Here is a 13059-nt window from a genome sequence, read left to right on the forward strand (position 1 = left end):
CTGATTTATCAATAAAATTCCGCAGAGAACGGTGAAGCACAATTCTCCAATTCATTACTGCTTGTGATAAGTTTAATTACTGCATCTGATACGAACGATTTTGGGAATAGTGATCATTTTTCAGAAGCAATTTTTTCAAGCTCCTAAGAAAAATCTGCGCATGTTCCTTTGTAAAACACAGCGGCGGTAAAAGCCGTAAAGTATAAGCACCGGCATATCCCGTGAAGATTTTCTCGCCAAACAGCAGTTCATGGCGCAGCTGCCGTATATCTGTGTCAAACTCCACACCGATCATTAATCCCCTTCCCCGCACCTCGGCAATGCCCGTCATGCCCTGTAATTCTTCCATTAAAAATGTACCAATCTTTGCCGCATTGTCCATCAGCTTTTCATCCCGGATGACTTCCAATACAGCAATTGCTGCCGCGCAGGCCAGATGATTGCCCCCAAAGGTTGTTCCCAGTTGCCCCATTACAGGTGTGATGTCAGGAGAGATTAGTGTCGCGGCCATCGGGAGACCATTGGCAATTCCTTTCGCCACAGTAATCAGATCCCCTTTTATTCCAGCATGCTGATGTGCGAAAAATTTCCCTGTACGCCCATACCCCGACTGGATCTCATCGAGAATAAGCATCGTTCCCGTTGCTGTACAGATCTGCCTGATTTCTTGTAAAAACGCTGCCGAAGCAACATGGATTCCGCCGACTCCCTGAATCGGTTCTATAATCAGGGCGCAGTATTCCTCTGTTTCCAGCTGTTTTCTCAAACTGGACGGGTCATTGAAAGGTGAAAAAAAATAATGACGATTATCGTTTACCGCAGCTCGGATGTTAATTATATCGGTAGCTGATACAGCTCCCGAAGTGCGTCCGTGAAAAGCATTGGATAGGGATAAGACCTTTTTTCGTCCTGTAACAAAAGAAGATAGCTTCAAAGCATTTTCATTGGCCTCTGCACCGGAATTAGAGAAAAACACCCCATAGTCTACATACCCGCTGATCAGTCCCAATTGATCTGCCAGTTTATTTTGCAGATCATTGTATATCGTATTCGAGTAGAAACCGATCTTATTGAGCTGTCGCAAGGTGCTTTCTACAATATGCGGATGGGTATGCCCCACAGCAATAACAGCATGTCCACCATACATGTCCAAGTAAGCCTGTCCTGACTGGTCGTACACAAAGCAGCCAGCAGCACGGTCAATCTGTATGGCCAATTTTTCAAATACCGAAAATGGTTTCATCAAATGATCAAGTTTGGTTTACCCCAAAAATCAGATTAAATCTACCCTTAAAGGTGGTCCAGGATCAATTTAAAGTCAATAGTCCAGTTCCGGACAGGAAATGCAAGCTACTCATCACAAGCCGAATGCATCAACGACAAATGCGCCCAGATCACTGTAAAAGGTTTCAATCTTGCAGAACAATTGTATCTTTGGGTGAATTACCCGATATAATTGATCATGCTCAGACCCTGGAATTTGACAATGGAGATTGACCGATCCTCCACAAAGGCGATTTACTTACAACTAGCAGATAGTATTGCTGCGGATATACAGTCGGGCAGATTAACCCGCGGAACAGCGCTGCCCAGCAGCAGGGCACTTGCGGCACAATTAAAACTAAACCGCAACACCGTTGTTGAAGCGTTCCAGCAGCTTCTGAGTGAAGGCTGGGTGGTGAGTGAGCAGCGCCGTGGAATTTTTGTTGCCCAGCAGCTCCCACAATTAATTGCCACAACTGAATACACAGCGCACAGCATCATTGAACCCCAAACCTCAGTACCGCTGCGTATTATTTTTGATGATGGTAATCCGGACAGTAAAATCGCACCCATAGACCAGCTTGGACGTGCCTATCGGCAGATTTTCAAACGGAGTGCCCGATGGAAAATGATGGGGTATGCTGATCCGAGAGGACATATTGATTTCAGGCAGGCGATCGCGGATATGCTCAATCAGGAGCGTAATATGAATATTACGCTGGACAACCTATGCATCAGCCGTGGCAGCCAAATGGCCATGTACCTTGTTGCTCAATGCTTATTGAAAAAGGACGATTTTATCTTCGTTGAATCTCCGGGTTATCATTCAGCCTGGAAGATTTTTGAGCATACTGGCGCACAGCTCATAGAAATTCCTGTCGACCAGGATGGTATTCTTGTTGATGAAATGATCCCCCATCTCAAAGAAAACAAAAATATTAAGGCTGCATACCTTACACCACATCGGCAGTACCCAACTACGGCTACATTAAGTCAGGCACGTAGATCCGAACTGATTCAACTGTCCAATCGGTATGGATTTACGCTTATCGAGGATGATTATGACTACGAATTTCACTTCGACCATACACCTTGTTACCCGCTTGCTGCTGATACCGAACTACAAAACTCGATCTACATCGGGACATTGAGCAAAGTGGTCGCCCCGGCACTTCGCATAGGTTATCTGGTCAGCAAAGATGAACAGCTCTTGCAGGCTATCGCGCAACTGCGTTATATGGTCGATATACAGGGGGATAATATCATGGAGCAGGCAGTTCTGGAACTTATCCAAGACGGTACCGTCAGAAGACACATCCGCAAAGCCACCAACTATTACAAGAACAAGCGCGACTTTATGGTCAAACAACTGGACCTGCATTTATTGGAGCATATCAGTTATCAAGCTCCTCAAGGTGGATTAGCTGTCTGGCTTGAATTCAGACACCAAATAAACTGGACATTATTGTTCAAAAAGCTGAAAGAAAAATCAGTTCATATCCCCCATCCCGATAATTACCATAAAGACAATTGTTACGGAGGCTTGCGCCTAGGGTATGGTTCACTTTCCGAAGAACAGATCGAAGATGGAATCCGGATCTTAGCTGATCTCCTACAGCTCGCCCGAATTTCGACATAAAATGCTCTCAATGCATCAAAAACAGCTAGACCGTTTCCTTATTCTGAAAAGAACAAAAAGATTAATATTTCGACAAACACGAAACAAACAACATATAATTTCGCTTCATCAAGACCAATTAAAAGAATAGTATAGACCAAAGGTTAAAAACGGTTAATTTTGCCATAAAACGTAATTATTTTGTCAAAAACCTATCTTTTCCGCTTCTAGTTGTACAAATTAACCGTAGTTTTACGGCGCAAAATTACACCCTGTCTAATTTGTTAGATCTGGCTGTATAAAAAGAGAGAAAAGAGTACATTATTTTATGACTGAAAGAATACCGAGCAGGCCGTATGCAGCAATAACTGGGGTTGGAGGATATATTCCACCAAACAGAAGATCCAATACCGATTTAGAGCAGTTTTGCGAGACCTCCGATGAATGGATTATCAAACGTACGGGAATTAAGGAGCGAAGGATATTGGATGAAAATCTGGCCACATCGGACATGGCGGTCAAAGCCATTCAGGATTTAGCAAAGCAATACAATAAAGACCTTCGGGATGTCGATGCGCTTATCGTCGCAACTTCAACACCAGATATGCCTATGCCAGCTACGGCAAATATTATTCTCGAAAAATTGGGATTGACCAACGTATGGGCATTTGATGTCAATGCTGCTTGTTCAGGTTTTCTCTATGCACTGGATATGGCATCGTCACTCGTGGAGACACAACGTTACAAGAATATACTTGTTGTTGGCGCCGATAACATCAGTACCTATGTTGATCTAAAAGATCGATCCACCAATATTCTTTTCGGCGATGGCGCTGGCGTTATATGGCTCGAACCTTCTCTTGAAGGGGGCGTCATGGATGCCTACCTGCGTAGCAATGGCGCTGGACGTGAGTTTTTGAAAATCGAGGCCGGGGGTTCACTCTACCCGATTGACAGTAATCTTCCTGTAAACGACAACCGCTTTCTCAAACAAGACGGCAAAACAGTTTTCAAACATGCTGTTCAGTCCATGAGTGATGCTTGTAATACCGTTTTACAGCGTAATAACTTACAAATTGAGGATATCAACTGGTTAATTCCACATCAAGCCAACCAACGTATCATCGATGCCGTCGGCCGTAGTCTTAATATCCCTGAAGACAGAGCACTCAGCAATATCGAATACTTAGGCAATACCATTGCCGCGACGATCCCGTTGTGTATCTGGCAAAATATCAAGAAACTGAACACCGGCGATTTAGTGATGCTTACGGCTTTCGGAGCCGGATTCTCCTGGGGGGCGAGCATCTTTAAGTGGATGATCTAACACAATCAAAACAGCGTCGGTCAAAAGCCCCTGAGCAATATAAAAAGCGCCAGAAATCGTTAATTTCTGGCGCTTTCTTTTGTGCTGTCCGCCATGGAGAACATCTGCTCAAAAACGTTGAGCTTCCAGAGAAACAGGAGGTCTACAAATTCATATCAACAAGTATATTAATAGGGAGCTATTAGGGACTTTGTCCAGACTTCATACACACCTTCATTCGGATAAAAGCGTATAAAGTCCGAATAATTTCACCTCTAGACCTATCTTATTGAAGGAGATAATCCCCACTTGCTCCCTTGTTAACCAGTAACCGAGAAAAATAAAATCTGTTCGTTAATAATTCAACGATAGTCCTACACCAAATCCCATATCGCTGTCATAATGCGTTCTGAAAGCCATATTTTTTGTAATGACATAATTGAGCCCTGCCATATATTCAAGGTCCGAGTTGACCATAAAATCACCACGTATTCTACGGGAAATCGGGATATCCTCACGCATCATTTGCAATCGGACAATACCGTCATGATATACTTCGGCCTGAAAATTCACCAGCATCGGCAGTGTATACATAAAACCCAGACTCACCGCCTTGCGGCTATCTTTTTTATTGGCCTGACCGAAGATGTTTTTTTCATGTTCGTCTTCGCCCATTCGGCGGTAGCGGTAATCAAAACCTACAAAAGGCATAAACCATTGCATTTTTCCAAAAAACCGTCCTAGGTGCGTCTCTACCTCATAACCTTGCATATCGTTGTAACCCAATCGCCATTCCGATCCCAGTTGCCAGCGTGCATTCTGGAACATCGCCTGACCATCATTTCCATTTGTCGCAAAATCATTCTGTGCCATGAAATGCGTCATATTGCTTTCATGTTGCAGTTCCTTATAGGCTTTGGCCTTATCGGGCAAATAGGGATTTTTATAGTCATCCACGGCAAAAACCCGGTTCATTCCGGCCATCATATGGTATAAGATATGGCAATGGAAAAACCAGTCTCCTTCTTCATTTGCCAAAAACTCAATGGTATCCGTTTCCATTGGCATGATATCGACCACATTTTTCAGCGGCGCCTTTGCGCCCTTGCCATTTAGCAGCCTAAAGTCAAAGCCATGCAAGTGGATCGGGTGGCGCATCATCGAGTTGTTGTAGATAGTGATCCGTAACACCTCCCCTTTTTTAACCGGGATCTTATCCGTTTCCGAAAGAATCTTATTATCCATGCTCCACACATAGCGGCTCATATTTCCCGTAAGGGTAAATTTAAGATCCCGCACAGGAGCGTTCTTCGGCAATTCGGTCTCATGGGGAGATTCTAGCATCGCATAATTCAATGTGACAATATCACCCAGTGCATTCGCGTTGTAACGGTTTGGATCCTCATCCGCCTTCATCTTACCATGATCCATACCACTATGCTTGCCATGATCGTCTTTTTTCTTTCCGTCTCCGGTAATTTCCGAATACATGACCACATTCATATCCATCTGATTCAGACTCATATTCATGCCCATATCATTGAGATTACCATCCATCTTCATCATGTCATTCATCATCTTCATCCCTTCAAAATATTTGAGACGGGGAAGCGGCGAGATCAGCTGTTTGATGCCGCTACCGACAAAATAACTGGCAGATTGCGTCCGATCTTCCGTCGTCGCCATAAATTCGTAGGCTGTTCCCGCATTCGGAATCGTCACCACGACATCATAGGTCTCCGATACAGCGATCATTAGCCTATCCACCTCCACAGGTACCACATCATTCCCGTCATTAGCGACCACGGTAATTTTTCCACCGGCATAGCGCAGCCAAAAATAGGATGAAGCACCCCCATTGGAAATCCGTAAACGCACCTTATCTCCCGCCTTCAATGCCTTGCCATCCACTTCCTTTAGATCCGTAGAATGGGCACCATTCAACAGAATCTTGTCGTAGTACACATCGCTGACATCCATAGCGAGCTGACGCTTCCACTCATTGGTGATTTTCGTTGCAAATTTCCCTTCTTTGATCGCCTCCGCGTAAGATTGGGTCGCGCCTTTTTTAATAGCTGCCCAATCATTTCCCGTATGCAGCATCCGTTGAATATTATCCGGATTATAATTTGTCCATTCGCTTATGATGACCGGAATAGTAGGTAAGTCATCTATCCCTTTGCGAAAAGTCTTGTCATCGGCCCGTTTGTTCAGAATAAGGCTGCCGTACATACCAATCTGTTCCTGCAAACCCGAGTGGGAATGATACCAGTGTGTTCCATGCTGGATGATCGGGAAACGATAAGTATAGGTCGAATTAGGCTTGATCGGCTCTTGGGTCAGATGCGGTACGCCGTCCTCTTTATTTGGCAGAAAAATACCGTGCCAGTGCAGTGAGGTACCCTCTTTTAACTCATTGTGAACAACGATTTCAGCGGTATCCCCCTCGGTAAATGTCAACGTGGGCATAGGAATCTGCCCATTTACGGCAATGGCACGTTTTGCTTTGCCAGCATAATTGACAATGGTATCCCGTACATAAAGGTCATGCCGTACCACCTTTTGGGCAAACACCACGACCTGTGTCGCTACGAATAAAACAACTGTTAATACAATATTTCTCTTTTTATTTACTTTCATACGATTACTTGATTAAAACGCCATTGCTTTTAGGCCCTACACCATACTGATAGACCAGTTGCACGCCATGGTGTCCGGTAATAAATAGTGTCATGGACAAACTTATCAACAAAATCATTATTAAATAGTTTGTCCAGTTTAGGGTACTCCGCCGCAGCGTCACAAAACGGACAACTGTATTTATGCCTAAAAGCCCGAAGCTGATCCAGTCATAACAGCCATGAACGCCAAAAATTTTAAAAGCAGTATTATTGATTTAAATTTTCAACATACGTCCGATAATTCTCTTCGTTCTCAAAGTAAGAGACCTCACTTTGATCACCTGTTATCGCAATTGCTGCGCTGGCCTTATCTACCTCTTTCTTGGACAGGGGATCAATAGCAACACGAACAGCGGCATCTTTAGGAATTCGTTCCTTACACATTTCACAGCAGCCATAATAAACCTTGCCCTCATGTTTGACTAGCAGTTGTTTCTTGGCCATAAAAGCATCGTTGACCATGCACACCTCTTCGGTAGGCACAAGATCCCCCTTTTTGTACTGCTTTGTAGCAGTTGCCACCTGTATTGTTGTATTCTTCTCGGACTCCAGAAGTGCCGCTTTCGATCTACTTTGTGGATTGGTGCATGCCGTCAATATGAGGACAAACACCGCTATAATAGCAACTAAATATTTCATTGGGTCTGCTATTTGTTAAGCGTTTCAACTGTACTTCCACAAGTGATCATCTGCGATCCGTAGAATGGATTTTTAACCGCTTTTTCCTTACTCAACCAGTTTGCACCTTTGCCGTCATTAAACATCGGACAATGTTGATAGTAGATAGGATTCCCGAAAGAACTGACTTTGGCCAGTTCATAGAGCTTCGTGGAAAGCGAGGCAAATGCTACCCGTTGTTTGGTCACATCTTTGCCCTTAGTAATGGCAGCTGCGTCAGTAGCCAGGTTGTTCATCACTTTCATCCATACGGTATGTTCGGTGGGAGAAAGCTTGTTCATATCCACGGCTTTGATCGCCTCCTGCAATAAGGCAGCTTTATTTGCTGCCGCTGATGCATCTGTTTTGACCAGTGCATCTTTTAAAGCAAAATATTGATTGAGCAGATTTGTCAACTGTGTTTCTTTGCCCGCATCCATTTCCGCCGCTGCTTGATGGGCTGAATGATCAGCTGCCGGCATGCTCCGTTGTCCTTCCTGTGGAATGACTTTCATAGGTTGGCTTTCCACCTTTGGCTTCAAGGTTCTGACGTATTGATCTGCTTTAGGCAACTGTGCATAAACATCATCCGGAGCCAGAAATTTCTCATTATCAAATCCCGCCAGGGCAATACGTTTTAGGATCTCATCTGCATTTGTTTTTGACGCATCATAGGTAATGGTCGCCATATTTGTTTCCCGGTCCCACTCCACTCGGGCGGTCTTTCCAGACTTACCTTCCCCCTCAATGGCCGCTTTCGCCGCCGGCGTGTTTCCAAATACCTTTACGGTTGCTGTTTTCGCATTTTTGATCTGTGCATGTATTGTAATATTGGTCAGTAATACCAGGCTTACCATACCAATTAGTGAAATTGATTTCATAGCTAAATTATATTTTTGAGCTTGTTACGCTTGAATTGTTTTTAAACATCATTTTCAATCCCTGCATATTTGATCTGTGTTTGTACTTTTCAAATGGGGATATTTCACGATAAATAAAATTTGATTAAATGAATACCAATGAAAACTGCCGTTCAAAGCAATTAGCTGTTGACTGGCATCGGATGATGTCAGCCAATGGAAATTTTCATTGAATAACTAAAAGAGATTTTGAATGTAGACAACGATTCAAAAGGACATAGCATGGGCTATTGTCAATTATTAGGCTATTTTAGGCGGTTGCCAGATCGAAAAATAAGCATCCGAACAAAAAGATTGCTTATACAGGGTGTATAGTTTTAAATGATCCGTATCGAAAAGTAAAATCAGATCCGTTTCATAAAAAGGAATAATAGGATTATACTGCGTGGAGGTTCGGCAGGACTTTTCACCGCAATTTTTAGTGCAGTCATCACCGTGATCTTGTGTTGTTGGTGACCCCTCGCTTTTATCCTTACAGCAATCTTTTCCTTCGATATCTTTTATGTCGCCGCTATTCCGCGCATGATGTGAATCTTGACCTTTGTCAGTATCTTTTATACCTTCACCCTTATCGGCCGCATTTACATGTGGTTCTTTTTCCGAGCAACAGGACTTTTTGTCCTCCTGCTTGGTTTTTTCAGGAGTCAGATGGCAGGCAAACACCGGGCTCGGAGCTAAAAACAGCCCCAATATACAGATGACCAACAGGATGTTGACTTTTACCCACATAACGGATTAAAATTTATCTTTTTTACAGCTACCCGATTACAAATGTCAGGTTATATCTTTATTACGGAATAAAGGTCGTAAATTTTTCCAAATCGCTGTTGTACTATTTTTTATTTTATTTATAAGATTTCATTTCCGGTCTCCAAAATGACCACCTATTTATTTCTCCTGTTCTTTGATCCATTTAAGCATCAGCAGGCAGCCCGGCGCATATACACCACCGTGGTCAAAGCCCTGCAATTGATACAAAGACGTTTTGGTATGCCCCACCTGTTTTAGTATCGCTGCGAGATGCGCATTCTCTTCATATCTAGCCGGAAGTTCCAATTGTGGGTCACCGGTAATCAATACAGTAGCGGGTGCGTCCTTGCGTGCAAAGGATATCGGCGCATATTGATCCATCTGCGGGATTGCCATTGACTGTCCACGTTCCTTTTTGATCGTATAATGTGTATTCGTCTGACCACTGATCGGTATCAGCCCCTTTATTTTATTTGCGCTGACACCCTGTTTTTGCAGGTAACTACTATCAAGTCCCACCATTAGCGCCAGATATCCCCCCGCGGAGTGCCCCGAAACAAAAATCTTCGCCGGATCACCCCCATAAGATGCAATATGTGAAAAGGCCCAGGCTACAGCTTCAGCCGCATCGTCAATGTAATCCGGGGCTTTCACTTTGGGGCTCAGCCTATAATTGACCGCAACCACCGCCACTCCTTTCTCCTTAAGTTCCAAAGGAATAAATTTATTCCCTTCTTCCAGTCCACCGCCATGAAACCACACAATCGTGGAAAAGTTCTTTCGATCGGTCGGCACATAGAGATCGAGCTTGCAACGTTCTTTTTTATACCCGTCGGTATCAGTAATTTTACAATAGCTAATATTTTCTATGGTACGGTATTTTTGGGCAAAAATTCGGTTCGATGAAATGAATAAAAAGAATACAACAAGAAATTTTGAAGACATATTAAATGGGTTTAAGGATTCACATCCATAAAGTTAGCAAAAACCTCTCAGATCCCTCCCTCCTCTGCATAAAATTGTTTGTCCCATCATACGAAGCAACGGATCAATAGCATCTATACGTTTTTTCGGGGAATATTCAGTATTACCTCGTGGAGGACATAACAAAAGATAGATTTTCCTGTTATTAGTAAGGAAACTGTAATTACTATAAAACAAATTATTAACGTAATATGGAGCAGATAAAAATACAGACACATATTGCTGCGCGAGTGGAAACTATCTGGAATGCCTACACCTCTGCGGAGGACATTATGGAATGGAACCGAGCATCTGAAGACTGGCATTGCACGGACGCAATTAACGATTTACGCGTGGGGGGAAAATTTAAAAATCGTATGGAAGCAAAGGACGGTTCGATCGGCTTCGATTTTACAGGAACCTATACTGCACTTGAGCCCTTTAAAAAAATCGCCTATGTGATGCCCGATGGCCGTCAGGTAACAATCAATTTTACTACGAAAAAATCTGCTACGGATATCGAGGTTATTTTTGATGCCGAATCTGAAAATCCCATCGAGATGCAACGCCATGGTTGGCAAGCCATTCTCGACAATTTTAAAGCTTATGTGGAGAAAACATACGGCAACACTTCCTATGGACAGACGCATTAAATACATCGGTTATTGGCCATTACTGCGGCAAGGATCATCCCAACAAATAGACATATAATAACGGACATACTTGGATTGCTAACGACAATGGTTATCTTTAGCCAAAATTTGATGTTCCAGTATATACCCTACGGATCAAATTCCAACGAAAAGCGATAAAGACATAACATATGACAATAATTAACAATTATGAAGAGTACAAAGCCTTTGAAGGAAAGTCATTAGGCGAATCTCAATGGCACACAATCGACCAAAAACAGATCAACCAGTTTGCAGATGCAACATTAGACCACCAATGGATTCACCTCGACAGCGAAAGAGCGAAAACAGAGAGTCCGTTTAAATCAACCATTGCACACGGTTATCTGACATTATCACTTATTCCTTATTTGTGGAAGCAGATTGCCGAAGTACGGAATGTCAAAATGGAAATCAACTACGGTATCGAAAATCTGCGTTTTGCGCAACCTGTGCTGGTCGATAGTGAAGTACAATTACATACTCATGTTAAATCTGTTGCCAACCTCAGAGGAGTTATCAAAGTAACTATTGAGGCAACCTTAAAAATTAAAGATAGCGCCAAACCGGCCTATGTGGGGGATGTCATCTTTTTATACCACTTCAATTAAGTCAATCAGAACAACATCCTTTTTAATGGATTTAGACAGGCTATTTGTATGTTAGCTGATTTAGAAATAAAACAGATCACAAATCATAAGGATTATCCTTATGATTTGTTGCTTCTGGCAGACGAGACAGTCGCCGCGATCAATAAGTATCTTTTTGATTCCGCTGTGTTTGTTGTCGAGGAACAGCAGCAGCCCATTGCTGTGTTTTGTTTGTATCCTATCGATAGCAAAACCCTGGAAATCAAAAATATCGCCGTCGCTGTCGCGCACCAGAACAGGGGGCTTGGCAGTAAAATATTACGTCATATCCAACAAACTTATCCTGCACAATATCCAAATCTGATTGTTGGAACGGCCGATTGTGGTCTGGATCAGATCAGATTCTATGAGCGCAATGGTTTTGTTAAATATGGTATCCGTCGGAATTTTTTTATCGAAAATTATGAACAGCCCATCTATGAAAATGGTCAATTGTTAAAAGATATGGTTTTACTGAAATACCAGCCTCAACACTATTAAAGCCGGTTTTCTATTGCTATTCGACACACACCATATTTCTACAGACAAAAATAAATATAAAGCAATACAGGGACGGCGAGGGTCAACCACAATACCAGTCCCTGCAAGATCGCCTTATAACCTACCGACAGCAACACATCTCTAGACAGACTGGATCCGATCAGAAAGAGTGTCAAGGTAAGTCCGGCTTTAGCAATCTGAACGACATATATTCCCACACCCCGAAAAAATGGAATATAGCTATTCAGGATAATAGCCAATATAAATAACCCGATAAAATAAGGAATCTTGATACGCGTCCCCTTGGTCTTAAAGGCGAGGGCGCTCAGCAACGAAATTGGAATTATCCATAATGCCCGTGTTAATTTAACGGTAGTCGCCACCTGCAGCGCCTCGATGCCATACTTACTTGCCGCACCGACCACGGAACTCGTATCCTGTATCGCAACCGCGCACCAAAGTCCAAATTGTGTCTGCGAGAGATCCAGGACAGTACCGATGACCGGAAATACAAATAGGGCAACAGCATTTAAGAGAAAGATGGTTCCCAACGCTACACTGATCTGCTTTTCATTTGCCTTCACTGTGGGTGAAACCGCAGCAATGGCACTCCCGCCGCAAATAGCTGTTCCTACGGTGATGAGATAAGCGGTCATTTTTTCTAGTTTTAACAATTTAGCCAATGCATACCCCAGCAACAATGTCCCGATAATAGAAATAACAGTTAGCAAAAAACCGTCTTTACCCGTCTGAATAGCACTATCAATATGCAAACCAAAGCCCAAGCCGACAACGGAGAACTGTAACAACATCTGCGTGGCTCTATGATTAACAGCCAAAAAGGGATGTCCGATCCATTGAGCAACAATAATTCCTAGCAGCAGCGCCAAAGGAGCCGATATGATCGGTGTCAGACATAGGATAAGCAAGAGGGTGAAGATGATTTCCCGGATGGAGATCTTTTTATTGAGCATATGCTTGTATCGCATCGTAAAGTTTATCTTTTTATACATGGTAACTGTCTTTGATCTTGCACAAAATTGAATAACTTTTGCTCATGAATAAAACTATAAAAACTAATGAGTCATAACTAAAAATTA

General features: G+C 43.0%; 12 protein-coding genes. 5 read left to right on the forward strand and 7 right to left on the reverse strand.

The window, feature by feature from the left end:
• Positions 1-76: 76 nt before the first annotated feature.
• A complete protein-coding gene (locus B4G94_RS26575; RefSeq protein WP_286863126.1) occupies positions 77-1243 on the reverse strand; it encodes an aspartate aminotransferase family protein in 1167 nt (388 codons plus the stop codon).
• Positions 1244-1486: 243 nt separating this feature from the next.
• On the opposite strand from B4G94_RS26575, the gene B4G94_RS26580 reads away from it, so the two are divergent.
• The gene (locus B4G94_RS26580) at positions 1487-2902 is read left to right on the forward strand and encodes a PLP-dependent aminotransferase family protein (protein WP_241254827.1); all 1416 of its coding nucleotides are present in this window, start codon (positions 1487-1489) and stop codon (positions 2900-2902) included.
• Positions 2903-3209: 307 nt separating this feature from the next.
• Positions 3210-4208 (forward strand): beta-ketoacyl-ACP synthase III, encoded by a 999-nt coding sequence (locus B4G94_RS26585; RefSeq protein ID WP_108636452.1) that lies wholly within the window; start codon positions 3210-3212, stop codon positions 4206-4208.
• Positions 4209-4541: 333 nt separating this feature from the next.
• Here B4G94_RS26585 and B4G94_RS26590 read toward each other — a convergent pair whose 3' ends face one another.
• The 5 genes from B4G94_RS26590 to B4G94_RS26610 form a co-directional block, all read right to left on the reverse strand.
• A complete protein-coding gene (locus B4G94_RS26590) occupies positions 4542-6827 on the reverse strand; it encodes a multicopper oxidase family protein (RefSeq protein WP_286863127.1) in 2286 nt (761 codons plus the stop codon).
• Positions 6828-7075: 248 nt separating this feature from the next.
• Positions 7076-7507, reverse strand: a complete 432-nt coding sequence (locus B4G94_RS26595) for a TRASH domain-containing protein (protein WP_286863128.1) — start codon at positions 7505-7507, stop codon at positions 7076-7078.
• 8 nt (positions 7508-7515) lie between these two features.
• Positions 7516-8406: a DUF3347 domain-containing protein gene (locus B4G94_RS26600; protein ID WP_286863129.1), complete on the reverse strand. Its 891-nt coding sequence runs from the start codon at positions 8404-8406 to the stop codon at positions 7516-7518.
• Positions 8407-8685: 279 nt separating this feature from the next.
• Positions 8686-9174 (reverse strand): hypothetical protein, encoded by a 489-nt coding sequence (locus B4G94_RS26605; RefSeq protein WP_286863130.1) that lies wholly within the window; start codon positions 9172-9174, stop codon positions 8686-8688.
• A 159-nt stretch (positions 9175-9333) separates the two neighbouring features.
• Positions 9334-10140 carry an alpha/beta hydrolase gene (locus B4G94_RS26610; protein ID WP_286863131.1) on the reverse strand — a complete coding sequence of 269 codons (807 nt, stop codon included), beginning with the start codon at positions 10138-10140 and terminating at the stop codon, positions 9334-9336.
• A gap of 230 nt (positions 10141-10370) precedes the next feature.
• Here B4G94_RS26610 and B4G94_RS26615 point away from each other — a divergent pair, with 230 nt between their 5' ends.
• The 3 genes from B4G94_RS26615 to B4G94_RS26625 all read left to right on the forward strand — a co-directional run bounded on the left by B4G94_RS26615 (position 10371) and on the right by B4G94_RS26625 (position 11959).
• Positions 10371-10811, forward strand: coding sequence for an SRPBCC domain-containing protein (locus tag B4G94_RS26615; RefSeq protein ID WP_108636446.1), 441 nt, complete (start codon positions 10371-10373; stop codon positions 10809-10811).
• A gap of 170 nt (positions 10812-10981) precedes the next feature.
• Positions 10982-11440: a MaoC family dehydratase gene (locus tag B4G94_RS26620; RefSeq protein WP_286863133.1), complete on the forward strand. Its 459-nt coding sequence runs from the start codon at positions 10982-10984 to the stop codon at positions 11438-11440.
• Positions 11441-11488: 48 nt separating this feature from the next.
• Positions 11489-11959, forward strand: a complete 471-nt coding sequence (locus tag B4G94_RS26625; RefSeq protein WP_286863135.1) for a GNAT family N-acetyltransferase — start codon at positions 11489-11491, stop codon at positions 11957-11959.
• Between the two features lie 38 nt (positions 11960-11997).
• Here B4G94_RS26625 and B4G94_RS26630 read toward each other — a convergent pair whose 3' ends face one another.
• A complete protein-coding gene (locus B4G94_RS26630; RefSeq protein WP_286863136.1) occupies positions 11998-12948 on the reverse strand; it encodes a YeiH family protein in 951 nt (316 codons plus the stop codon).
• Between the last annotated feature and the right edge of the window lie 111 nt (positions 12949-13059).

The organism is Sphingobacterium sp. UBA7625 (genome assembly GCF_002484085.1).
GTDB classification, from domain to species: domain Bacteria; phylum Bacteroidota; class Bacteroidia; order Sphingobacteriales; family Sphingobacteriaceae; genus Sphingobacterium; species Sphingobacterium athyrii.

Excerpts from the sequence above, each read along its gene's own strand:
- B4G94_RS26575 (WP_286863126.1), bottom strand. The coding sequence starts at position 1,243 with ATGAAACCATTTTCGGTATTTGAAAAATTGGCCATACAGATTGACCGT.
- B4G94_RS26580 (WP_241254827.1), top strand. The coding sequence starts at position 1,487 with ATGGAGATTGACCGATCCTCCACAAAGGCGATTTACTTACAACTAGCA.
- B4G94_RS26585 (WP_108636452.1), top strand. The coding sequence starts at position 3,210 with ATGACTGAAAGAATACCGAGCAGGCCGTATGCAGCAATAACTGGGGTT.
- B4G94_RS26590 (WP_286863127.1), bottom strand. The coding sequence starts at position 6,827 with ATGAAAGTAAATAAAAAGAGAAATATTGTATTAACAGTTGTTTTATTC.
- B4G94_RS26595 (WP_286863128.1), bottom strand. The coding sequence starts at position 7,507 with ATGAAATATTTAGTTGCTATTATAGCGGTGTTTGTCCTCATATTGACG.
- B4G94_RS26600 (WP_286863129.1), bottom strand. The coding sequence starts at position 8,406 with ATGAAATCAATTTCACTAATTGGTATGGTAAGCCTGGTATTACTGACC.
- B4G94_RS26605 (WP_286863130.1), bottom strand. The coding sequence starts at position 9,174 with ATGTGGGTAAAAGTCAACATCCTGTTGGTCATCTGTATATTGGGGCTG.
- B4G94_RS26610 (WP_286863131.1), bottom strand. The coding sequence starts at position 10,140 with ATGTCTTCAAAATTTCTTGTTGTATTCTTTTTATTCATTTCATCGAAC.
- B4G94_RS26615 (WP_108636446.1), top strand. The coding sequence starts at position 10,371 with ATGGAGCAGATAAAAATACAGACACATATTGCTGCGCGAGTGGAAACT.
- B4G94_RS26620 (WP_286863133.1), top strand. The coding sequence starts at position 10,982 with ATGACAATAATTAACAATTATGAAGAGTACAAAGCCTTTGAAGGAAAG.
- B4G94_RS26625 (WP_286863135.1), top strand. The coding sequence starts at position 11,489 with ATGTTAGCTGATTTAGAAATAAAACAGATCACAAATCATAAGGATTAT.
- B4G94_RS26630 (WP_286863136.1), bottom strand. The coding sequence starts at position 12,948 with ATGCGATACAAGCATATGCTCAATAAAAAGATCTCCATCCGGGAAATC.